This is a genomic window from Janibacter sp. CoH_79_TC_3 (assembly GCF_058197955.1).
The window spans coordinates 357,485-382,081 of record NZ_JBXWIV010000002.1; the positions used below are offsets into that span (position 1 = coordinate 357,485).

General features: G+C 42.2%; 21 protein-coding genes. 9 read left to right on the plus strand and 12 right to left on the minus strand.

The features are described from left to right. Window positions 1-168: 168 nt before the first annotated feature. Window positions 169-1,839 carry a fatty acid--CoA ligase gene (locus AC2FA3_RS03620; protein ID WP_490508355.1) on the minus strand — a complete coding sequence of 557 codons (1,671 nt, stop codon included), beginning with the start codon at window positions 1,837-1,839 and terminating at the stop codon, window positions 169-171. 347 nt (window positions 1,840-2,186) lie between these two features. After that, window positions 2,187-3,476 carry an MFS transporter gene (locus tag AC2FA3_RS03625; RefSeq protein ID WP_490508356.1) on the minus strand — a complete coding sequence of 430 codons (1,290 nt, stop codon included), beginning with the start codon at window positions 3,474-3,476 and terminating at the stop codon, window positions 2,187-2,189. A 358-nt stretch (window positions 3,477-3,834) separates the two neighbouring features. Here AC2FA3_RS03625 and AC2FA3_RS03630 point away from each other — a divergent pair, with 358 nt between their 5' ends. From AC2FA3_RS03630 to AC2FA3_RS03640, 3 genes are all read left to right on the plus strand, one after another. Further along, window positions 3,835-4,854: a dienelactone hydrolase family protein gene (locus AC2FA3_RS03630; RefSeq protein ID WP_490508357.1), complete on the plus strand. Its 1,020-nt coding sequence runs from the start codon at window positions 3,835-3,837 to the stop codon at window positions 4,852-4,854. 58 nt (window positions 4,855-4,912) lie between these two features. Continuing rightward, entirely contained in the window at window positions 4,913-5,098 is a 186-nt protein-coding gene (locus AC2FA3_RS03635) for a hypothetical protein (protein WP_490508358.1), read from the plus strand. 140 nt (window positions 5,099-5,238) lie between these two features. After that, entirely contained in the window at window positions 5,239-5,985 is a 747-nt protein-coding gene (locus tag AC2FA3_RS03640; RefSeq protein WP_490508359.1) for a hypothetical protein, read from the plus strand. 98 nt (window positions 5,986-6,083) lie between these two features. Here AC2FA3_RS03640 and AC2FA3_RS03645 read toward each other — a convergent pair whose 3' ends face one another. From AC2FA3_RS03645 to AC2FA3_RS03665, 5 genes are all read right to left on the minus strand, one after another. Further along, complete coding sequence (locus AC2FA3_RS03645; RefSeq protein WP_490508360.1) at window positions 6,084-6,680, minus strand: Rrf2 family transcriptional regulator; 597 nt, start codon at window positions 6,678-6,680, stop codon at window positions 6,084-6,086. 133 nt (window positions 6,681-6,813) lie between these two features. Continuing rightward, complete coding sequence (locus tag AC2FA3_RS03650) at window positions 6,814-8,067, minus strand: NnrS family protein (RefSeq protein WP_490508361.1); 1,254 nt, start codon at window positions 8,065-8,067, stop codon at window positions 6,814-6,816. Between the two features lie 139 nt (window positions 8,068-8,206). Continuing rightward, window positions 8,207-9,655 carry a hypothetical protein gene (locus tag AC2FA3_RS03655; protein WP_490508362.1) on the minus strand — a complete coding sequence of 483 codons (1,449 nt, stop codon included), beginning with the start codon at window positions 9,653-9,655 and terminating at the stop codon, window positions 8,207-8,209. Between the two features lie 149 nt (window positions 9,656-9,804). Beyond that, window positions 9,805-10,329, minus strand: a complete 525-nt coding sequence (locus AC2FA3_RS03660) for a DUF3429 domain-containing protein (RefSeq protein WP_490508363.1) — start codon at window positions 10,327-10,329, stop codon at window positions 9,805-9,807. A 40-nt stretch (window positions 10,330-10,369) separates the two neighbouring features. Next, a complete protein-coding gene (locus AC2FA3_RS03665; protein ID WP_490508364.1) occupies window positions 10,370-11,776 on the minus strand; it encodes a DASH family cryptochrome in 1,407 nt (468 codons plus the stop codon). A 187-nt stretch (window positions 11,777-11,963) separates the two neighbouring features. Here AC2FA3_RS03665 and AC2FA3_RS03670 point away from each other — a divergent pair, with 187 nt between their 5' ends. After that, entirely contained in the window at window positions 11,964-12,194 is a 231-nt protein-coding gene (locus tag AC2FA3_RS03670; RefSeq protein ID WP_490508365.1) for a hypothetical protein, read from the plus strand. A 422-nt stretch (window positions 12,195-12,616) separates the two neighbouring features. Here the strand turns inward: AC2FA3_RS03670 and AC2FA3_RS03675 are convergent, their stop codons facing one another. After that, window positions 12,617-14,107 carry an aldehyde dehydrogenase family protein gene (locus AC2FA3_RS03675; protein WP_490508366.1) on the minus strand — a complete coding sequence of 497 codons (1,491 nt, stop codon included), beginning with the start codon at window positions 14,105-14,107 and terminating at the stop codon, window positions 12,617-12,619. A gap of 350 nt (window positions 14,108-14,457) precedes the next feature. Here AC2FA3_RS03675 and AC2FA3_RS03680 point away from each other — a divergent pair, with 350 nt between their 5' ends. The 5 genes from AC2FA3_RS03680 to AC2FA3_RS03700 all read left to right on the plus strand — a co-directional run bounded on the left by AC2FA3_RS03680 (window position 14,458) and on the right by AC2FA3_RS03700 (window position 19,349). After that, window positions 14,458-15,060 carry a TetR/AcrR family transcriptional regulator gene (locus tag AC2FA3_RS03680; protein WP_490508367.1) on the plus strand — a complete coding sequence of 201 codons (603 nt, stop codon included), beginning with the start codon at window positions 14,458-14,460 and terminating at the stop codon, window positions 15,058-15,060. 257 nt (window positions 15,061-15,317) lie between these two features. Then, entirely contained in the window at window positions 15,318-16,535 is a 1,218-nt protein-coding gene (locus AC2FA3_RS03685) for an iron-containing alcohol dehydrogenase (protein WP_490508368.1), read from the plus strand. 154 nt (window positions 16,536-16,689) lie between these two features. Next, window positions 16,690-17,751: an NADP-dependent oxidoreductase gene (locus AC2FA3_RS03690; protein ID WP_490508369.1), complete on the plus strand. Its 1,062-nt coding sequence runs from the start codon at window positions 16,690-16,692 to the stop codon at window positions 17,749-17,751. Window positions 17,752-17,997: 246 nt separating this feature from the next. Then, complete coding sequence (locus tag AC2FA3_RS03695; protein WP_490508370.1) at window positions 17,998-18,684, plus strand: type 1 glutamine amidotransferase domain-containing protein; 687 nt, start codon at window positions 17,998-18,000, stop codon at window positions 18,682-18,684. Between the two features lie 29 nt (window positions 18,685-18,713). Next, entirely contained in the window at window positions 18,714-19,349 is a 636-nt protein-coding gene (locus tag AC2FA3_RS03700) for a glutathione S-transferase family protein (protein ID WP_490508371.1), read from the plus strand. A 138-nt stretch (window positions 19,350-19,487) separates the two neighbouring features. Here the strand turns inward: AC2FA3_RS03700 and AC2FA3_RS03705 are convergent, their stop codons facing one another. The 4 genes from AC2FA3_RS03705 to glmM form a co-directional block, all read right to left on the minus strand. Further along, a complete protein-coding gene (locus AC2FA3_RS03705) occupies window positions 19,488-20,834 on the minus strand; it encodes a D-arabinono-1,4-lactone oxidase (RefSeq protein ID WP_490508372.1) in 1,347 nt (448 codons plus the stop codon). After that, window positions 20,822-22,117 (minus strand): alanine racemase, encoded by a 1,296-nt coding sequence (locus AC2FA3_RS03710; protein ID WP_490508373.1) that lies wholly within the window; start codon window positions 22,115-22,117, stop codon window positions 20,822-20,824. The genes AC2FA3_RS03705 and AC2FA3_RS03710 overlap by 13 nt, the downstream gene beginning before the upstream one ends. 283 nt (window positions 22,118-22,400) lie before the next feature. Continuing rightward, window positions 22,401-23,066, minus strand: a complete 666-nt coding sequence (gene pdxH / locus AC2FA3_RS03715; protein ID WP_490508374.1) for a pyridoxamine 5'-phosphate oxidase — start codon at window positions 23,064-23,066, stop codon at window positions 22,401-22,403. A 63-nt stretch (window positions 23,067-23,129) separates the two neighbouring features. After that, window positions 23,130-24,497 (minus strand): phosphoglucosamine mutase, encoded by a 1,368-nt coding sequence (glmM, locus tag AC2FA3_RS03720; RefSeq protein WP_490508375.1) that lies wholly within the window; start codon window positions 24,495-24,497, stop codon window positions 23,130-23,132. Window positions 24,498-24,597 lie beyond the last annotated feature (100 nt).

Below are 24,597 nucleotides of genomic sequence, written 5' to 3' on the forward strand. Positions count from 1 at the left end.
TATCATAATATAAGACTGGCTATCCCGGCCAGAACTAAAAAACCGATACGTTATGTATCGGTTTAAAATGTAGCAGAGCGAACGATAAAGGTCAACTATTAAGCACGTAAGCCATTCGATATTTTGCTAGGCGTAAGTATGTTTAAAAGCCGACCACTCCCTAAACCATTACACCTCAGTCTGATTACCATACATCTCACGCATAACTTTTTTGTCATGTTTACCAACAGAGGTTTTAGGTAGCTCATCGACAAACTTAAACTGACTTGGTACACCGTATTTAGGAATGATACCACGCTCTACTGCCTGCTCAGCAATCGCTTTGATGTCATCAGCACTGGTATCTTGGCAAGCAGGTTTAAGTACTATCAATGCTAAAGGACGCTCGCCCCACTGCTTATCACGTACACCAATCACTGATACGTCAGCAACCGCTGGATGTAGCGATAAAATCGTTTCAATCTCTAATGACGATATCCACTCACCGCCTGATTTGATCACATCCTTTAAACGATCGGTGATTTTAATATAACCATCAGGTTGGATATAGGCGATATCTTGGGTGTGCATATAGCCATTTTCCCACAGCTCTTTACCGGCATCGTCATTTTTTAGATAGCTCTGCGTTAGCCAAGGGGCACGCAGCACCAACTCGCCCGTATTGTCTTTACCCGTACCAACAGGCTGATTGTCAGTATTCCATACTTGGGCATCCACCATTAGTACCGGCTTGCCAGTCATACAGCGGCGAGCGATATCTTCGTCCTCAGACATCTCAGGCTCATTGAGGCTAAACTCTGTCAAGCTAATAAGGGGCGCTGTCTCAGACATACCGTAGCCGGTATAAACCTCAATATCTTGCGCCAGTGCTGCTTTTGCTAAGCCTTCAGTCAGTTTAGAACCACCGATAATCATTTTTAAACCATTAAAACTGGCATCGCGATCTTGCGCTTCTTTGAGTACCATCTGCAAAATCGTTGGTACGCAATGGGTGATACTGACCTTTTCATTGATAATCAAATCCATCAAGGCATCAGGCGCGTAACGTCCAGGATAGACTTGTTTTAAACCAACCATCGTCGCGGTAAATGGGAAGCCCCACGCATGAACGTGGAACATCGGCGTCATCGGCATATAAACGTCGCCATAACTGACGCCTTGCTTGTTTGGCAGCATACCCAATGTCGCCGCCTCTGTGAGGGTATGTAATACCAATTGGCGATGGCTAAAGAACACACCTTTTGGATCGCCGGTCGTGCCTGAAGTATAAAAAGTGGTGGCAATGGTGTTTTCATCAAAATCTGGGAAATCAAATTCGCTATTGGCCGCCTCTAACAATGCCTCATACTCACCTGTAACGCGGTTTTGGTTACCACCGAAGACGCCTTCGTAAGATACCCCATTGTCATCGAGCCAAATAATATGCTCAATGCTGGAGTTTTCAAACTGATAATCTTTCACCAATGGCGCAAATTCAGAATTGAGTAGTAGCACTTTAGGCTTAGCATGATTGATGGTATAGAGGATTTTTTCGGGCGACAGACGGATATTAACGGTTTGCAGGATATATTCTGACATCGGTATGGCAAAATACGATTCTAAATAGCGATGACTGTCCCAATCCATGACCGCAATCACATCACCGGCATCAAGATTTAAACCTGCTAAGACATTGGCTAAGCAATTGATACGCTGAAACAACTCTTTATAAGTGAAACGCTTTTTATCTGCATACACAACTTCTTGCTCTAGCGATACCGTTTTGGCACGGTTTAACAGTTGCTTGATGATTAGTGGATAATCGTAGGCTGACGGCGCGCTATTATAAATATTTGACATAAATTCGACTTCCTTGTGAATGGTTTTAAGGGGGTTTCAATGGTTCTTGTGGGTCTTAGAGAACCTCATAAAAACAGAGCGTTTTTATCGCCTCGTTCACTGTTATTATCGGTATACACGGAGTTATAGGTTGTTGTGATTCTTATCGTCCTTCTTAATAAGGTGCTGTTGATAATAAGAAAAAACCTAGGCTATGTAAAGCGTGCTTGCGTAAGTAGCATACGACTACAGGTACATTAATTCGCATTTAAACACTTAAATTATTATGCTATGGCAACATTGTGCTAAAAGATGCGGTATAAAAATAAAAAGGTGTTGTCTTAAAAATCACGGTATCAAAAACTGCATTAATTTGCGCGAGCAGTTGTTTTAACCATACCGATGCCAGCGACTAATAAAGCAAGCACTTGTACAAACAATAATAACCAGACTGTCAGTGACCATTGCCCACGCGTATAAGCGATACCGCATAACCATGCGCCCATCGTACCGCCCGCGTAATAGCCCATATAATATAAGCCCGACGCCAATGAGCGTCCTTTTTTGACATTGACTGCGATATAGCTGATGGTAGCAGCTTGGGTAATAAAAACCCCAGTGGACATGACAGCAAGCCCTATTACGACTCCCCAAAGCGGTGTTAACAATGTTAGCAGCACGCCAAGCATCGAGATAACCATCGCTACTCGAACCGTACGCGCTGAGCCAAATCGGCGTAGCAACGTCGTCGACAATGGCGTGATAATAACCCCGATTAAATACACGGCAAAAATATTGGCAAGCGCACCCGTGCTTAATTCATAAGGCGTGTCCGCAAGATGCAAATTAATAAAGGTAAAACAGCCTACCAAAGAAAACAGAACACAGGCACCAAGTAAGCAGGACGTGACGACATAACGGTTGACTAAATGCTCACCGAGGGTCTGCATGGCTGAACGAAAGTTGGGGTTAGCGATAAAGTGCCGTGACGATGGCAGCATTTTACCGACCCACAGCGACCCGACAAGAGTCATAGCTGCCATCACATAGTAGCCGGCGCGCCAACCGATAAGCTCATGCAAGTGCCCAAGTAAAAAACGCCCCATAAAGCCGCCAAGCACCGAGCCTGACACATAAAATGACATCAGCTCAGTAACCGCGCGTCCCTCAAACTCTTCACCGATATAAGCAATCGTCACCACCGTAATACCAGGCACAGACAATCCCTGCATAAACCGCCACATACCCATCCAGCCAATATCTGGGCTTTGGGCAATTAATGCAGTGGGTATGGCTAAAAATAATAGCGCCCCAACAATAAATGATTTGCGCCCCACGGCATCCGAAAGCATGCCCAAAAATGGCGACATGATAGCAATCGCCAATATGGTAGCACCGACGATCATGCCTGCCTGCACCTCAGTTGCCGAAAAATCCACCATCAATACCGGCAAAATAGCCTGAATAGAATACACCTGCAAAAAAGCAAACATCCCGATCAAACCAATCGTCAGCTTCAATACCCATGAGGGCGCATCAAATGGCACTGGCTGATTGGGCGCTTGAATACGGCGGCTGATGTTGCTGTTATCTTTGCCATTGCCATTAATACTGATGTTGATGTTGTTATCTATACTGTTATTTATATTATTATTCAAAGTATTGCTGACTATATTGGACGCCTTTTTTTAGCTAGAGCTGACTCGTACTAAATGACGCATGGGTGATAGAAATAAGAAGGTGGCACCGGAATTATACTCATAATAGAACTTATGACTGACTATAAAACGATGCCTAATTTGTGAGTTTATCACAGCAAATACCAGACTCAGGTTTCGGTGTGTTATTCACAGTGCTATTTATGAAACCTCTTATTCTTAAAGGGCTTGTGCTCAAACGGCTAGACTGTTTATAAAACTATAGAGTTAACTGATATTTTTGACAGCTAATAGATTACTATCTACTATTATTTTGCCTCGCTATTAAAACAAACCTTCATCTAACAGACCCTTTATCATGTTAAAAAACCCTATTTATCTAAAACTGATTGCCGCGACAGGCGCACTTATTGTTTCTGTGAATATGGCAGCAGTCGCAGCACAACCAGTAAACTCAATTGAAACCATTTCAATTAAAGAGCAATCAACCGTTACCTTAGCTACCAAAGTACCTTCAACAGAAGCACCATTAACCAAAGTGCCCGCAAGTAAAGCACCTTTAACCACCACAACATCTACAGCCTCCAGATCAAACTGTATCGCCGATACTGTCATTACGGCATCTGAGCTGTCAGCTACGCGTGATAACGGCCCTTTTGCGGTGGCGAGTAAAGCCGTTCCCCGTCAGCTATCAAATGGCTTTGGTGGCGGCACCATTCATTATCCAACCAATGCTGGCGACTGCGGTCTGTTAGGCGGCATCGCAGTAATTCCTGGTTACGTGTCTTATGAAGCGTCGATTAAATGGTGGGGCCCGCGTCTGGCATCTTGGGGATTTGTGGTGATTACTATCGATACCAACTCTATTTATGATGACCCCGATAGCCGTGCCACCCAATTAAGCGCCGCACTCGATCATATTCTTAGCGATAGTACGGTGGGTGCGCAAATAGATACCACACGTTTAGGCGCTATAGGCTGGTCAATGGGCGGTGGTGGGGCGCTGCAGTTAGCGACCAAGCGCAGTGACGTTCGGGCCATTATTCCGCAAACGCCCTATCATGATAAAGACTACGGCAACATGGACACGCCTGCTTTATTTATTACCTGCCAGAACGACCGTATTGCTTCCAATAAGAAATATAGCAGTCCCTTTTATAATAATGCTGCTGGGCCAAAAATTAAGATTGAGATAAAGAACGGCAGCCACTTTTGTCCAAGTTATCGCTTTAACGAGATATTACTCAGTAAACCTAGTATTGCTTGGATGCACCGCTACATCAATGGTGATACTCGCTTCGATAAATTCTTATGCAATAATGAAAACTATGGCAGCAGCCCTCGTATATCGGCCTACGATTATAAAAACTGTGTATAGTTAGTTTAAGCTAAAAAGAATACAGGGCGGCTGGTATAAACTTTGCGAAGCCTCTGGAGTGCGCAGCACACAGCAAGCAAGCAAGCAAGCAAGCAAGCAAGCAAGCAAGGAAGCAAGCAAGCAAGCAAGGAAGCAAGGAAGCAAGGAAGCAAGGAAGCAAGGAAGCAAGGAAAAATTATCTCAGCAGAACGCTATTTTGAACGACCCCTTTTCTATCAAACTGACCATATATCAGAGCTTTTAATATTTACACATCTATATGGCTGATATCTATTTCCTTACAGACTTTACGACCTTAAAAAATCATAATCAGAAAGTATGCATAATTAGTTGCTATTACCAACAATTAAAAAACTCAGAAAATAACGATTAAGGAAAATATCAATGACCGATAAAATACATGATTTGGGTGCAGGATTTTGGAATATTCGCGGCACGTTTCGCTTAGGTGGCGTCATTAATATAGGCACCCAATGCTCACTTATAAAATTAGCCTCAGGGCGCTTTGTGTTTTTGGACAGCTACGAGCTCACCGGCGACGTACGCGATGAGATAATGGCCTTAACCAATAATGGGCAAGATGTCGAGGCAGTACTCAATGTCCATCCCTTTCATACGATACACTGCGCGCAAATGGCAAAAGACTTCCCGCAAGCAATATTTTATGGCAGTCGCCGTCATCATAAAAAAATCCCTGAAGTTCAATGGGCAGAAGATTTAGTCGAAAGCGATGCGGTCGCCGAGCGTTACTCTGAGCTGAAGTTTTCTATATCGGAGGGTATTCACTATATCTCGCCTAATGAGATGATTCACGCAGGCTCGCTGTTGGCATTTCATCCTGCCAGTAAAAGCCTGCACGTCGATGACACTTTTATGAGCCCACCAACAAAACTACTAGAAGCGGTATTACCGGAGCTTTTGTTGCATCCAACGACCAAAAAAGCGCTTAAAGATGAGCCTGATGCTGGCAAGCAATATTGTGATTGGGCGACCAATTTGGCACATGAATGGCGCGAGGTACGAAACTTTTGCGCGGCGCATTCTTATTTGGTTAAGTTTAAAGAGGGCGAGTTTGAAAACGCTTTATTAAAAGCCATCGATAAAGCACGTCCTAAGCTTGAAAACGCTTAACTGCTTGAATTGAATAATTTAAAAATTGATAGTAAAAAAGGCTGGCGACACTATTACTAGTGGGGCAGCCTTTTTTAGTAACTTTATATATAAAGCTTTTATTTTACAAAGCTATTTAAGCCATTTCTATAAAATAATAACTCCGCAAGCTCTGCTTCATTACTGATAATATCGGCCAAAGTATAGCGCTCAAGGACGTTAATAAAAGCGGTCAATGCTTCAAAGAATACTTGTTTAAGCTGACAGACAGGGCTAATGATACAGCCCGATTTGACCACCGCACTTCCCTCTTCATCGATAAGCGTCAAAGATAAATCTTTGGCAGCCCCTATGTCGTCATCACTAATAACCGGACTATTAGCACTGCTATCCTTATCAGGCTCACGCTCAGCGGTTATTAATAAATCTGTCGAAAAACACTCAACCAAATTAAAATCTGGCTCAATTTTTTTAATTAATACGCCTAAATTGATATCTTTTGGCGGACAAGCTAAGCGGATACCACCATTTTTACCGCGTACGCTATCTATGTAGCCAAGCTGACCGAGCTGGTGAATAATTTTGGTTAAATGACTTTTGGAGATATTGTAGCTATTGGCAATGTCACTGATATTTGCCAATAGATGCGGCTCAGGCTTAATCGCCAAATATATTAATGAGCGCAGCGCATAATCACTATAGTTTGTCAGTCGCATATTAAGCGCTCCGATTATTAATGTCGATGTTGAACTTACATTGTATCTCTTAAATAATACTTTATATACCACATCGATTGTTAAGTAAATTTTATTTTTTCATAAATTGCATTTTAAAATTAATAAGACATTATCAACCAAACAAGCCGTCTGGTCGCTGCCGTGCCAGCATCGGCAAATAACTGATGCAAAATAGCGCAAAACAAGCGATCCAAGCACCTTGCGCCACCATAATCCATAATAAGTAATGACTCATATCGACCAAGGGCAAAAATACCCGACTGACAAACGTCAGTACCACGAGCGCAAACATGACATTAACTATTTTAGGTGGTTGATGAATACTACGTCCCGTATGACCGAGCGATACCCGCGCCATCATTGCTACGGTCATCATGCCCACGCCAGAGATTGATAATCCATGGACGGCGATACTGTGACTGTAGCCGAGCCATGGCTGCAATGCGTACAGTACAAAACTCAGACACATCCCTAAAAACGCGATATATAACGACCATAGCAGCGGTTTTTGCCAAATGCCGCGATGATACCAGCCTACCAAGCGTACAATGTTGACCACCGCCACCCCAAGTGCGCTAATGGTCAGCAAGTATTTATTGGGATAAAACAAATCAACGAGGAAGAAAGCGAAAAAGAACAATAAGCTTGCGATATCTTGTGCTTTATTATTACGTACCGTTACCGCTTCCGTTTCACCTTTAGCGTTTGGAATACTCAGACCACGCTCGATAAAGAACGGCACCACGCGGCGACCAATGGTCAATACCAAGCCTATAATGATATAGAAGCCTAAATACACCCCTAACTTGGTTAGATTCATGTTGGCGCTGATAATGCCCCAATAGCACAAAGCATTACCTAGTGTCAGGAGCGCAAGCTTGGCTAAAATACCCATCTGCTTATATTGCTTAACTTGCAGTACTGCCCGAAAAATCACGAACGCCATCGAGCCAACAAACAATAAATCAAATACCGCAGCCGCATATAGTAACGCTGCCCCACTGCCAGCAACCGTGATACCCAAGCCAAATGCCACCCAGCCTAAACGCGCCAGCAACCAACACATAAAAATACCGAGCAGCTTATAACCATGCGGCATCATAACGCCTGTCCAGGTCTTCACTGCAGTCAATAAAAAGCCCGCCACAACTGCCAATGCGTAGCCATATATCATTTCATGACCATGCCAATACAGTGGATTCAACGTTTGCGCATCGATATCCGTGTGTCCGGTAAACACAAATGCCCACAGTGCCATTGTTATAATGGCGAACAATGCTGCTGCGCTAAAAAATATCCGAAAGCTCAAGTTGAGTATGGGATGCGGCGAGCTTGGTGGCTTAGTAGGTAAATTAATCGATTGCATAGCGGGCTTCTTATAATGAATGTTAGAAAAGCTACCTGAAAGATTCATTTTAGATGAATCTTATTGACTATTCAATGTCTTTAGCTTTTAAGTTCCTTTATAAAGCACCGTTATCATTTTTGAATTTACGCAAAATCAATTACTTTTCTGGGGCTGTGAATAACATATCGTCAGCCATACGACCAAGAATGGTCTGCACATAAGCATTATGTTTTCCTGAGTTTTTTATGACTTTTGCTTCCTCCGGTCTATAGCCGATGACACTTTGATCAGTGTGGAAATTCCACATATAACCTAATTTACTTTCTGGTCGATGATACAAAGGTCGTAAAACGGTGGTGTAATATCGAACATCCGTTGCTATAGCGTTTGGATTTTCATATACATATCGCGTCTCATCACAGAAATTGGTCGCCACATTCTCCTTATCATTGCGCCGATTTTTCTCATTATAATTTGGGTCTTGCACCGGTATTTTGAACCATGGCTCTGTGCTTCTAACATTAGGCGTTGGCGTTAACTTCCCATCCTGCTCTTGAATACCATGACTATCGCAGCTAGAAAAACACTCAGACTTTTTATATGCCGAATCACCATTCTCAATGGTAATAGAATGAGAAACATACGGCATATAATGTCCAATCGTTCTTTTTTTCGCCAAATCAGAGAGCTTTTGCCCGATTAAACGCGCTTTTGGGAATGCTTTTCCAGTCACCCAATCATCTTTTGAGGTTAAATTTATCCAAAAGGGTCGTTGCAGTGTCAAACCAGAGTTAGGGTCAGGACCAGGCATATTTTGATATATTTTATCAAAAGCGTCTGCCCCAATTGCTGAGTTTAATGTCACTAACAATGAACGACTGCCCAGAGGCCAATCTTTAACCGATTTTGCTGGCGCTAAATCATCGATAAAAGCTCGGGACAACAGTCGCCCACCAAAAGATTTGCCTATGATAAGCGTGTATCCTGAATGAGGGTTCTCTTGCACATTATTGACTAAAGAAATAATATCTGCCCTTACCTCTCCTTTTTTACCAATCGTATCCGCAACTTTTGCTCTATTTTGTACCGATAAAATATTGGCTAGAGCATTCTGATGTTTTTTACCATTCCAGCCAATATACACACCGATGACATTCATCTCTGGATTCTGGAAATTGCGACGAGCGAGTAGATAAGGAAAGCTGATTAAATCTGGGCTTGGCTGGTCGCTGCTCGCATTATTATTCCAACTATTCACATAAATAACCAAATAAACCGGTTTATTTGAAGTGGCTATGGCACGCTTAATGACATCGAGTTGCCTAGTGCCCTCAAATTTCTGACCACTCTCAGCATATTCCAAGTAAAGTAAATTGAAGGAGGTATTAGCAATGGTATCTCCCTGTTTTTTCTCTACCTGATCTTCTCGAAAGACTGATACGCCATTGACAATCACCATATTGGTAACCGGCTTGATATTGGCATCTAACTCTGTTTTGGCGCAAGAATCTTCTGTAGCGCACACAACTTTATGATAAGCCTGATCAGGAATAGTCGCACAAGACAGTAAGCTAAAGCAGCAAAGAGAAATAAATAAGTATCTCATAACCAAGCTCCTTTACTTCTTCGATTAAGCAAAGCCCTGTGCCTGTGCCTGTGCCTGTGCCTGTGTCAATAACATCAATAACATCAATAACATCAATAATAAAAATAGTGCTAAGCATTAAATTAGAATCTATAGCAATATTTACACCATTATTTTGAATAGAGTGATTTTGAGCATAATGGTTTTGAAAATGAAGGTAACCAATAAAAATCTACAGCTGAATCCCTGCAATAATAAGTGCAACCACCACTATTATAGTGACGTACTTTTATAGTGACGTACTTTCTTACTCTAAAATACTCATTATTAATAATATGCGCTTGATGTAAACCATAATCAATCATTAACATGCTAATAAAGGCAGCGACCAACAGCCAAATAAAACCAGCACTTGATAAAGTCAGAAACCCTAACCACAGTGCAAGCGCGATAATATTACTAAATATAGGTAGCTTGATTGCCCATCTATTGTCATCAGCTAAACTCAGATGATTACCCCAATGCGCGCCTGCCATAAATGACGCTATCACTAAGCCATAAATAGATAGGATATCTGTAGTTTTTCCCAAGACTGGGATAGTATCAATACCTAAAGTAATAAAAATGGCGCAGACACTGAAGGAAATAGTGCCTGCAAGAGTTAAATAAGGACTAGGTTTTTTCATAGTATTCATTTATCTCGTATTAAGGTATCTAATCTAAGGCTTATTATCGCTATTCACTGATTTTATTCCCTTGCCATTTTTTAATAAAGTCACCGTTGGGGTCATACTGTTGTGTTTGTTTTTTAAGATTAAACTGTCTGCACCCTCGTGGATCAGCGCCTACGCCTGCTAAATACTGCCAATTACCCCAGTTGCTAGCGACATCATAATCGATAAGATGCTGCTCAAAATAGCTAGCGCCATAACGCCAATCAAGATTCAACTCATGAATCAGACAACTTGCAACGATTTGCCTGCCTCGATTAGACATATAGCCTGTTGCTTTTAGCTGATGCATACAGGCATTGACGATAGGATATGGCGTTGTACCCGTTTGCCATTGCTCTAAACGTTCGTTATCAATGCAAGTCGTTGGCGCATGCTGACTAATACCGCGGAACCAAAACAGTTTTTGTTGATGAGCCATTGCATACCAGTGGAAATACTCGCGCCATAGCAGCTCAAACCATATCCAATAAGTGGAGTCATTTGCGATAACTTGTGCTTCATAAAGCCGTAAGCGATTCAGCAGTATTTTGACCGATAATGTGCCATTCGCTAGCCACGCTGAAAACTTAGTGGAGTGCGTCCAATCGTCCAGTGCATTACGAGTGATCTTATAAGTGCTCGGTGCTTCGGACTCAAAATAGCTATTTAAATGCTTGATAGCGCTCGTTTCACCGCCTTGAAATTCAGATGGTTTTGTTTGCTGTGATGAATCATCAGATTGCTGATTTAGTAAATATTGGTGACCATTCAACATGTTATCGGGCATTGGTGGCAATGCTTCTGGTATCTGATAAACTTCAAAGCCACTTTCTGCGGTTAATAAATCATGATGTGCTTCTACCTGTTTACGAAATTGGGTAAAGCTTTTGGGCAGCTCATGCGTTGGCATAGCAGTAAATAAGGTTGCTGTTGACTGGCTGTGCCAATTAATATGCGGGAATTTATTTTGCAACGCCTTATAAGCTTGATTTTGATTATAGTCTGCAGTTTGGCTGATACAAATATCAGTGACCGCGTTTTGCTCGATAAGTTGGCACAGCCGTATAAAGGCATCTAACGCTTGCAATGAACCGTTTTGCAATGAATGTTCTTTTTCTAAATACAGCAATCTATTGCCAAGGCGTTGTAGTGATTTATCCAAATCAACCAAGCTCTCAACTAAAAACGTCGTGCGTGCCTGCCCCATATCGGCAAACTGATAAGGTCGTTTACTAGCCTGCTCGGCAAGCAAATCTTCCAAGTCTGAGGCATAAACACACAGCAGCCGTCCGTTATTATCACTGGCTATTTCAGCCGCTTTTAGTAAGGCTGTATTATCATTAATACGTAAATCATTATAGAAAAGCATCAACACGACTTTTCTGTCCATCAGTGTTTGTGATAACTTAGCTGCTGGCTGATTGCTCATCATGATCCCCAATATTTTAATTAGATTTACTTAATAAGTTACCGATAAATAAATATAATACTTTATAATAAAAAATACTATAGATGCCTTGTTAAACAGTAGCCTGTGATATTTATCATTATTCTAAGTATCATGATTGACTATCATTCAAGCGCCTGCTTAAATAGTTTATACCTAGGAGAATGTCATGACCGAAGAACACGCTTCCACTCAAAAGCATAAACTTATCAATAAATTTTTAATCAAGCTTACCCAAGAACAGCCACAAATGTACTATGCCACGACGTCTGAGATTTCTCGCAGCATTTATACGATGATAAAGGAACATACCAACCGCTTAACGGTTGAGGAACAAGCGCTCGTCAGGCACATGACTATTGAAGAGATACAGGGCTTATTGGGCTTTCATCTTAAATAATTATGTTTGAATTTTTTTAAAAGACCGCTATATAGCGGTCTTTTCATTTATATTGAGAGCGATAATCTATTATTCCTAAAAACTGGCTACAACACATTGAAATCTCCATTACGCTCTAAAAAGTTTGACTTATTTATATTGTTATATATTATATTCATAATAACGAATATATTGGAGTAAGGGGATTATGCAAAACTGGGCTAAAACGACCTGGTTCTTAATAACGATATGCGCGATATTATTAATAATAGTAACGCTTTTAAGAGTGAGTCATGTTATCTAATATGACTTTGGTTTTTAATAGCCTTTAGATATCTTTCGTTATCGTATACAAATAAAAAGACCGCCCCCGAAGGCAGTCTTTTTTGATACTAAAAATTTAATCCAATTATTTAAAATGGCTGTTCCTAGAATGGCTGATTTTAAAAAGGATAATCACGCGGTGTATGCTGCACCGAAATCCAATGCAAAGTGGTAAATTCTTCTAATATCCACTCGCCGTTAAAGCGCCCGATACCAGAGTTTTTCTCCCCGCCAAATGGTGCATTACTTTCATCATTGACTGAGATGTCATTGATATGGGTCATGCCCGCTTTGATACCACGCGCAAAACGCAAACCTTTTGCCATATCTTGGGTAAAGACCGCACTCGATAGACCATACATAGAGTCATTAGCAATCGATAGCGCATCGCCTTCATCTTTGGCACGAATGATACCAACCAAGGGGCCAAACACTTCGTTACGTGACAAATCCATCTCACGCGTCACTTCACTAAAGATATGCGGTGGCACGACTTGACCTTTAATCTCACCACTTAATATCATTTTGGCGCCCTCTTCCTGCGCTTTGGCGATTTTTTCTTGCAGCGATTCGACTTGTTTTTTATTAATAATAGGACCAACCGCGGTATCCGCCTTGCTAGGATCACCCACGTTGAGGGTTTTTACATGGGCGAGGAAACGCTCAACGAAATCATCATAAATCTCATCTTCGACAATGATGCGATTGATAGCAATACAAATCTGACCTTGGTGGAGGAATTTACCAAAGGCAGCCGCCTTCACAGCTTGCTCAATATCGGCATCTTTTAGCACCACAAATGGGCTATTACCACCAAGCTCAAGCGCCACTTGCTTGATATAATCGCCACCATTAGCAAGCTCGCCGATACGTTTACCGACTGAAGTTGAACCGGTAAATGATACTAAGCTTGGAATATCGTGGGTGACAATCGCATCGCCTATCTCGCTGCCCGCACCAACCAACACGCTCAGCAAGCCTTTTGGCAGACCCGCCTCTTCAAATATTTTTGCCAATAGCAGACCGCCGGTAATCGGCGTATCACTGGCAGGCTTAAGTACCACGGCATTACCCAAGGCTAACGCAGGCGCGATAGAACGCTGGGTTAAATGTAGGGGAAAGTTCCACGGGCTAATCACTGCAATCACGCCCATCGGTTCACGATAAATAAAATTCTCTTTACCCGGCGTATTAGAAGGGCGAATTTCACCATGCACACGGTTAGGGAAACTGGCAGCTTCAAGCGTAATAGCTCGCGCACTACCGAACTCTACCATCGCCTTAATGCGCGTACTGCCCGACTCTTTTATCAACCAATCGACGATTTCTTTTTGACGCTCATCAAAGATATTGACGACATTATATAGCACTGCTGCACGCTGGGCTGGCGTTTGATTCGCCCACTCTGCCTGTGCTTTGGTTGCCGCCTGAAAAGCTTCATCAAGCTGTTTATCGGTTGCCTGCTGAATCTCTACCAAGGTTTCACCATTAAAAGGGTTGGTATCAGTATTGACGCTATCGTCTTGACCTTTTTGCCAAGTACCGGCGATATATTGCAAATGGAAATCGCTATAAGCGCTCTGCTGAGTATTCTTAGTATCGGTTGACATAATTATCCTTATATATTTTATGGTTGTTTTTAAAAGCTGTTTAATCAAAAGCATTTATTTAGTTAAAAACATTTAGTCATATAAAAGCTTGGTTATATAAATAGTCGGCTTGTCTATTGTGCAATAAACATTTGCTATTAAACGTTGATAAAAGGTTTCTTAACAAACGCTACTTGCTAGACGACTGGTCTAATGCTAACATAGTAACCATTAAAACAAGAATCATTTATTACTACGTATTGTTGAAAAAACGTAACACTTAAAACTATTATTAAAAATAGCACTTTCTATTTAACTGATTTCCATTCTATTACATAACCAAATAAAGCTCTAAGGAGAACATCCTCTTCATGTCCGCCATTACAACCACTGCTCCATCAGATACCAGAGCGCACCTATTAGCAATAGGTTATCAGCTCATCGCACAAAAAGGCTTCACCGCTGTCGGTATCAAGCAGATACTCGATACTGCGGGTGTGCCCAAAGGCTCCTTTTATCATTACTTTGCCTCAAAAGAAGCCTTTGGTGAAGCCATCATCGAGCATTATTTTGCTAACTATAAAAAGCGCTTAGAGTCGATTGCGGCTGAGGATATTAGTTCGCAACAAAAGATTTATAACTATTTTCAAAACTGGTATGACACCCAGCAAAACGGCTGCGACCATGAAAAATGTTTGGTGGTAAAGCTCAGTGCCGAAGTGGCTGATATCTCAGAAACCATGCGTAAAGCCTTATTCGCGGGTTATCAGCAAACTATTAACTGGATTGCTGAGCAAATAAAAGCAGGTTGGGCAGATGGTTCTATACCCCACCCTGATAATATCGCCGCTGAGAGTATGGCTAAGCGTTGGTATTTTTCTTGGTTGGGTGCCAGTTTGGTCGCTAAGATCAGTCAAACCGATACGCCATTAGCAGAAGTTTGGCTGATGACAACCTCGCAGCTTGGTCGTTAACTTCCTATTCAGGTCTTTAATTAGTAACTATTTAGCCCGCTAATTAGTAAATGACGATTTTTAGTTATACGATAATTTTGTAAAATCAATAAAAAATAACTAGACGACCGGTCTAATTAATGTACAATGCGCACAGATGCAATAATCGCTGTAACGCATATTTGCTATAACAATCTACACACACTTATTAAAACCTTGTCTTTAAACCACACTTTCTAAAACCAACTTACGACTTCTCATTAGAAACTAGGAATATTATGAATAACTTTCAATATTACAATCCCGTACGTATCGTCTTTGGCGAAGGTCAAATTAAACAGTTATCAGAGCTCGTGCCAACAGATGCGCGCGTGTTAATCACTTACGGCGGTGGTTCAGCGCAGCGTACTGGCACCTTAGATGAAGTTAAAAATGCGTTATCAACCAATGGCAACCGTGAAGTATTTGAGTTTGGCGGTATTGAAGCCAATCCAGAATTCACCACCTTGTTAAAAGCCGCTGATATGGTCAATGAACATAATATTGACTTCTTATTAGCTGTTGGTGGCGGTTCAGTCATTGATGGCAGTAAATTCGTCGCCCTTATCTCTTCATTAACCGAAGATGGCAGCACGGATGGCACGGTATCTCGTGAAAAAGCATGGGATGCACTGACCAGTTATTGTAAAAATATCGATTCAGCGATTGATTTAGGCGCGGTATTGACCATTCCAGCCACAGGTTCTGAGATGAACTCTGGCGGCGTGATTAACTATAGCGAACGTCAAGCAAAACTACCATTTGGCAACCCACTTGCCTTCCCTAGATTTTCAATTCTAGACCCTACCAAGACTTTAACGTTACCTGAGCGCCAAGTGATGAACGGTGTTGCTGACGCCTTTGTTCACGTCATGGAGCAGTACCTTACCTATCCAGTTAATGCGAAAGTTCAAGATGCCTTTTCTGAGAGCTTATTAAAAATCCTTATCGAAGAAGGTAAAGCGGTCAAAGCCGATCCAGAGAATTTAGAAACGCGTAAAAACATCATGTGGACGGCAACCATGGCATTGAATGGTCTGATTGGTACCGGTGTGCCACAAGATTGGACGACACATATGATTGGTCATGAGCTGACTTCGTTACATGCGATTGACCATGCTCGTACGCTAACGATTGTATTGCCATCAGTGCTGCGTGAGCTTAAAGACAGCAAGAAAGACAAATTGCTTCAGTATGCGCGTAACGTTTGGAACATTACAGGTACAGATCTCGACGATGACACCATCATCGAAAATGCTATTGTGCATACTGAGAAATTCTTCCGTGAGCTTGGATTGCCAGTTAGCTTAGAAGATGCTGAGTTAGATAAGTCGGCCATTGACCCTATCATCAAGCAACTTGAAGCACACAAAATGGTGAAATTGGGCGAACATGGTAAAAATGATTTAGACGTATCACGCCGTATTTTAGAACGCGCTGTTACCAGTAAAGCTTAATCGCTATTAATTTTCAAAATAATTTATGGTTATAAATTTTTATCGTCATAACAATCGTTAGCCATCCATATTGGTGTGGCTACTGACTTCAAGAATTTTAAAACTTTAAGAAAACCAATAACTACAACCAATAACTAAAATAAGGAGCTTTAATATGAGCCTTGATAATAATTTTAATGCACAACAAAACCAAACACAAAATCGTCAAATCAGACTGGCCAGCCGTCCTAATGGCGCACCAACCAGCGATAATTTTGAGCTAACCACCAGCGACATCCCAACTCCTAATGACAATCAAATGCTTCTGCGCACAGTTTATATGTCACTTGACCCCTATATGCGCGGACGTATGAGTGCTTCAAAAAGCTATGCTGACCCGCTAGAAGTCGGCGATGTTATGCTAGGCGGGACGGTCGCACAAGTCGTCGAATCTAATATCGATAAATTTGCCGTCGGTGATTTAGTGGTGTCGAATTCAGGCTGGCAGGATTATAGCGTCAGTGATGGCGAAGGCGTGCTAAAGCTTGACAAGAACATGTCCAACCCTTCTTATGGTCTTGGTGTCCTCGGTATGCCAGGCTTTACCGGTTATATGGGTTTGACCGATATTGGCAAACCAAAAAAAGGCGAAACCTTAGTAGTAGCTGCGGCGACTGGTCCTGTGGGCGCAACGGTTGGACAAGTGGGTAATCATTTAGGCTTACGTACTGTCGGTGTCGCAGGCGGTGCTGAAAAATGTGCTTATGCAGTCGAAGAGTTGGGCTTTGATGTCTGTATTGATCATAAAGCAGACGACTTTGCCGAGCAGCTTAAAAATGCTTGTCCAGATGGTATCGATATCTATTATGAAAACGTCGGTGGCAGGGTATTAGATGGTGTATTGCCATTATTAAATGCCCATGCGCGTATGCCAGTTTGTGGCTTAGTGTCGCAATATAACGCAACTGATCTTCCTGATGGCAAAGACCGCCTAGGTATGTTGATGGGTCTTATCCTTAGTCAACGCCTGACGATCAAAGGCTTTATCATCTTTGAAGAATACGGCGATCATTTCCCAGAGTTCTTGAAAACCATGGGTGAATGGGTTGAGTCGGGTAAAGTCAAGACCAAAGAGCATATCGTCGACGGTTTAGCACAAGCACCGCAAGCTTTCTTTGACATGCTAGAGGGTAAAAACTTCGGTAAAACCGTGGTTAAAGTTGCCGATGTTCAGTAGTGGTTATAGTAAGTAATTAAGCACTGTGGCGTATCCTGAAATATGCTTTGGATAACGACTTAACAACATAATACGTTAAGACAGCTACTGAAAATAATGATTAATGCATTAATAATATTAGCAGTCAGTTTTTAGCAAAGACAGCTTTATCCTAGTCTTTGCATAGCTTTAACAATGCTGGCTGCGACACACCTGAACTTGGTATTAAAACTTAGCAATCAATACAAATAATAAATAAGGACAATTATGAATATTTTAATGGTACTAACCTCACACGACAAATTGGGTGATACAGGCAAAAAAACCGGTTTTTGGCTAGAAGAATTTGCCGCCCCTTATTATGCTTTCTTGGATGCTGGCGTCAACATTACCCTAGCCTCTCCTGCTGGTGGTCAACCTCCACTAGATCCTAGTAGTGATACTGAAGACGCGCAAACAAAAGATACCAAACGCTTTAAAGAAGACTCTGAAGCTCAAGAGCGTCTTGCAAATACCAAAAAGCTTGCTGAAGTAAAAGCCGAAGATTTTGACTCCGTTTTTTATCCTGGTGGTCACGGTCCATTATGGGACTTAGCAGTTGATAAAAATTCTATTGAATTAATCGAAACCTTTGTTAAGCAAGACAAGCCTGTTGCCTTTGTTTGTCACTCTCCTGCTGCACTTAAAAACGTCAAAATTGACGGTGAGTATTTAGTCAAAGGCAAAAAAGTCACCGGTTTTAGTAATACTGAAGAAGAAGGCGTTCAGCTTACTGACGTGGTACCTTTCTTATTGGAAGATGCGTTAAAAGACCATGGCGGTCATTACGAAAAAGGCACGGATTGGGAGTCGTATGTCGTTGAAGATGGTCTATTGATTACCGGTCAAAACCCAGCGTCATCAGAAGAGGCGGCTAAACGTTTACTTGCCAAACTACAAAAGCGTCAAGCTTAATATAAAAATATCGTGAAAAGGCTCACATCATGATTCGCTTACATCATCTCAATCAGTCACGCTCAATCCGTACGTTATGGCTATTAGAAGAATTGGGACAACCCTATGAGCTTATTAGTCATCAGCGTGATACCAAAACGCATCTAGCACCAGACAGTCTAAAAGCAATTCATCCACTTGGTAAATCTCCAGTTATTGAGATGGATGGCGAGCTTTATACAGAATCAGGGGCGATTACTGAGATGCTGATTGAGCGTTTTGCGCCTGAGCGTTTGCGCCCTGCTACTGATAGCGCAGAGTATGGTCATTACTTGCAGTGGATTCACTTTGCTGAAAGCTCGCTCATGTTGCCGTTATTGCTTGAACTGTTTACCAATAAAGCAGGCGTTGTTGATAATGAATTCTTGACGGGTTATATCAAGCAAGAAAAGCATAAATTGCTGGGTTACTTAAATGACGAGGTTAAAGACAAAGCGTTTATCGTTGGTAATAAGCTAAGCGGCGCCGACTTTATGTTGTCGTTTGACTTAATCATGCTGGCTAAGCGTGGCGAGTTGGACGATTATATGCATATCAAGCAATATGCGCTGCAATTGACCAGTATTGATAGCTATCGGCGCGCTATGCGTTTGGAAGCCAATCATGATGACTCTATTAAGCGCTAAGTAAGACAGTTTTGATTATTTAATAAAAAAACAGCTCTTTGAGAGCTGTTTTTTTATGTCCGGTTTTTATAAATAGATTGTCTTTAAATAGCTTGTTCGTGAATAGATTATTGGCGTTCGACTATTTTATAACTTCGTTCACTTATAAACGCTTGAAATACAAAACTTTTGCTCAAGCCAGCTATTCATAAAAACGTTATCAGGATCAAACTCACGGCGAATTTCTAAAAAGCGATTGAGCTTAGGATATAAGCTTTGCAGCTCGAGATGGTTCAATTTATTCACTTTACCCCAGTGCGGGCGACCCTGCCATTTTTTCATATATTCGTACAGCCATTTAAATAGTGGCTCACAGTCCATACCTTTATAGACGTGGAACGATAATACCGCGCAATCCTCTCCTTGCGTAGGACTGAGCATGCCAGTCTCACCTTTATGCGTGCGCACTTCGATGGGAAAGTGCGAGCCTTTATTGTCGTTTAATAAAATATGATTGACCTCAGAGATACATTCATCAAAATCAGATAACTTAATAAAGTACTCGGACTCATTAAACTTAACGCCGCGCGGTGTCGGAAACACCTCATAGCTATAGCCTTCACGCTTAGTATTAGGAATGGAGCTGGCAGATATTTCACTGACCTTTTTGGTCAGCGACGGCTTCATACGAGCCAGCTCACACAATACATAAAAAGCACCATTCAAAGTGACAACGCTGTCGAAATGGTCTTTTAGCTTTTGTGTACCCGTCATCGCTTTGGGCTCTATTACCGACAGCGTCTTTTGCTGAATCTTATTGGTGCCGGGAAATAAAAACCATTCTAGATGACGATGGCTGTGCGCGGTTTCATGAAAACGTGCCAAGCCTTCTTCAAAGTCTAATACTTCGTTGGACTCTTTAAGTCCATAAAGGTCAACCACTTTAAGGGTTAATTTGGTGAAAATACCGAGCATACCAAGGCTGGCATGTAAGGCATTACCTAGCTCGTCAGTTTTCGGATCGCCGCGATGATGGGTATGTACTTCTCCTTTACCATCGACCCACTCCCACATCATTACTTGATTGGCGATAGAGCCCAGAGTGATCCCTGTGCCATGAGTTGCGGTACTGGCAGCACCAGCAATAGTCTGCGCTTGTACATCACCCATGTTTTCTAACGCCAAACCATGCTCTTTAAGTGCCGTGCCAATTTCATATAAATAAGTACCGGCATGTAAAGTGGCAAGCTTCGCCTCTTTATCGACCGAGATAAGACCGCGCATATTATGCAAACTGACAGCAATTTCTTCAGGTTTTGCGCAGCCACTAAAAGAATGCGCCGCGCCAGTGACTCTAACGCGCTTTTTATTTACCCGTGCATTTTTGACAATCTCTTGTAGTTCTGCAACCGATGAAGGCGTAAGCTTTTGTTCAGGGGCAGCACGCTCGTATCCTACCCAGTTTTGCCAGTCATTACTTTCTTGCCACTGCCTTAATGAAAACATTTGCCCTCTCCTCGGTAAGTTGTCATTATTTGCTGCTTTTCTTCTTTGTTTGTTTTTTCACTTTTCTCTGCAAGCGTTCCATCGCTTACAAAACCCTTTCTTACACAATCATCGCTTGCAAAACCATCTGCTGTAGATTGAACAGACTGTCGATAACAAATAAGCTCGTTAAAATGCTCACACAGCTCGCCTGCCTTCGCATGCCGGCACCAAACCCCATCACCGATACTAACACGCGGGCTATTGCTGCCTTTTTTATTTTTAGAGAGAGCCATTGGCGTTTGTACCTCACCAAAACCTTCATCGCTTAATGATGATAAATATTCGGGATAATGTATCACTGGCGCTTTATCCGCACCTGTCGCACCCGAAGCAATAAAGCCGCCACCATGACACGTGATGACGCCTTTTTCAGGCTGACGCGTCACAGGCAGCACAAAGCCAGCGGCAGGCTGAAACTCATGCATGCTATCCATATAATCGAAATACGCCGGTTTATAATACGCCGAACCAACCGTTATCTCGCTGACCTCAGGTTGGCTTGAGGTGAAATCCATACTTCCACTACCGCCACCGTTGACTAGCTTCAGGGTATAGCCTTGTTTATGAAGATATTCAACGATTGAACGACGACGTTGACTGACTTGTTTTTGTGAGCGGCTTTTTAATAAACGAATGGCAGGTGACAACAAATTTTTGCCCGGTAAATGCTCGGGCAAACCAGCAATTTGTGCCTCATAACCCATCGCCGCACTGACATTGATATGGACACATTTCTTGATATGCTTCAGTAGTTTTTTAACGTCTTTGATGCTCATTAAGGCGGAGCGCTTGGTACCAAAATATAGCTTTGGTAGCGGCATCGACATATTGATATCGAGGCAAACGTCGATGATGACATCATGAGCTTTGCCGACTTTATTGAGTACATCAATATGCTCTGGGCGATCAACCATCCAAATCATGGTTGCGCCTTGCTTGGTATAGTTAAAGGTTGCTCCAACGCTCTCCATATCCAAGGTTGGATAAGCACAGAGAATATTATCAAAGCCGTTTTCTAATAGATACAATGACTCGTCGGCAGCATAGGACATGAGGCCGATAAAGTGAGGAGATTTGTTTTGAATATAACGCAGGACATCGAGAGAACGAATAGACTTCGTTGCCAAACGCAGTTTAACGGCTTGAGTTTTTTGATTGACCAGTTTTATATTATGATCAAGTGCATCCATATCAAGCCATGCACTCGGGGTTTTTGGCGGAGTAATGTGAGCAAAATCCATTTTACTTTCCTTGTAACAACGATTAAAAAAAGCCCCTTTTTTTATTATTCTCTCAATTACACTCTATAAAAGAGCATAAATCAGCACCATAGTTTGAACCTAGCGTATAAGACAGTCAAGCATCATCTCTATAAAATAGAACAATTGTTAGGATAATAAGATAATTTATAATTATGAGCACATAAAAAAACCCCTCTAAATACCTATATTATTCGGTTTAGAGGGGTTTGTGTTTTATCAATGAAACAGTGCGCTATAAATATTCGCTATAAATGTACAAATATTATGGCAATAAGCGCTTGGTTGTCCAGTTTAGCACGCCGTTCGAGCCAGTCGTCTCTAAGGTATAAACAATACGGTCATGCATACGATTGGCACGACCTTGCCAAAACTCAATTTTCTCAATCGTAATCTCATAACCACCCCAAAAATCAGGGGTTGGTACTTTGCTGTCTGTTGGGTAATCGGTCTGCAATTGCTCAAACGTTTGCTCCATTAGAGTACGATTGGCGACCTCACCACTTTGCGGCTGACTAACCCACGCGCCCACTTGACTATCATGCGGACGTTTTTGAAAATAAGCCGCAGATTTAGCGGCATCGATTTTAGCAATACTGCCGCTGATACGAATTTGACGCTCAAGCTTATGCCAAAAAAACAGTGCTTCAGCATTGGGGTTTTCAGCGATATCTTGACCCTTCGCACTTTCATAGTTGGTATAAAAAACGATACCGGTATCGGTAATCTCGCGCAGCAAGACAATACGTACACTGGGCTTATTATCTGCCCCGCACGTCGCTAAGCTCATCGCATACGGTTCTTGCACTTGTGCTTCTATGGCTTCATTCATCCAAGCTTTTAACAGCTCAAATGGGGATGTGGGGACTGACTGTTGGTCTAGTTGGCCTTTCTCATAGGATAGGCGCTGATCGGTAAAATCCATACTCATGATTGTTTCTCATTATATTCGTAAATACAAACCATACTCGTAAATACTATTAACCCGAGGCTTTTAACCCAAGACCGTTTTGATTTTATCTGCCAAATCATTTGCCATTACATCGCATTCTATCTCATCATCTGACTCGACCATGACTCGAATCATCGGCTCTGTACCCGATTGGCGAATAAGCAAGCGGCCACGACCTTCTAAAGTGGCACGGGCTTTATCAAAAGCGGCGACCAATTCTTCATGCTCAAACGGATCTTGCATTTGAGATAGGCACACATTGACGAGCTTCTGTGGTAATACCTCAAAAACTTCGGTTAAATCACTAAGCGCTTTACCACTTGCTTGCATCACCGCGAGTACTTGTAAGCCTGCAATGATGGCATCGCCGGTACGGCTTTTATCCAAGCATAAGATATGGCCCGATGGCTCACCGCCCAATATCCAGCCATTGGCTTCAAGCTCTTGCATCACATAGCGGTCGCCCACCTTTGCACGAGTAAACTCAATGTCAGCGTCTTTTAACGCCAACTCTAAGCCCATGTTGCTCATTAGGGTACCAACGACGCCTTTGGCTTTGATTTGACCTTGGGTAGCAAGCACATACAAAATGCCATCACCATCGACCAACTCACCCGCTTCATCGACCATCACGATACGGTCACCATCACCATCTAAAGCAATACCGACATCTGCTTCATATTCGAGTACGGCTTTTTGCAGGCTTTCAGGATGCGTCGAGCCGCACTGTGCATTAATATTGATGCCGTCAGGCTTATTATTAATCGCAATCACATTGGCCCCAAGCTCACGCATAACACGCGGGGCGACACTGTAGCCTGCACCATTGGCACAGTCGACGACGACGGTTAAATGGTCTAAATCGTATTGATAAGGGAAGCTACCTTTGCAAAATTCAATATAGCGCCCTTTGGCATCATTGATACGATTGTTTTTACCCAATTGTGCCGGATCAAGAATAGGCATGAGTACATCATTACTATCAGAGGAAGCCATAATGGCTTTTAATTTATCATTAATGGCATTTTGCATCTCATCGGTCAGTTTTTTGCCATCACCTGAGAATAGTTTGATGCCATTATCATAGTATGGATTGTGTGAGGCAGAAATCACCACACCAGCATCAGCGTTAAAACTACGCGTCAGATGCGCGATAGCAGGCGTTGGTAGCGGTCCTAGCATGTGTACATCGACACCTGCAGCATTAAAGCCCGCTTGCAGAGCCCCTTCAATTACATAACCTGATAGACGCGTATCTTTACCGATGACCACACTGGGTTTACGAGTAGGATTATTGTTATTTTCTATCAGCACCAACCCCGTCACATAGCCCAACTTTAAAATAAAATCAGGGGTAATAGGTAGTTCACCAAATTTTCCGCGAATACCATCAGTGCCAAAGTAGCTCATTATTATTATTCCTCAATGTTAAAAGTAAAAACCAGACGTGCGCACAGGCATAGCCTTAGATAAAAATACGCTTAATCCAATCTTGTATTTTACAAAAAAA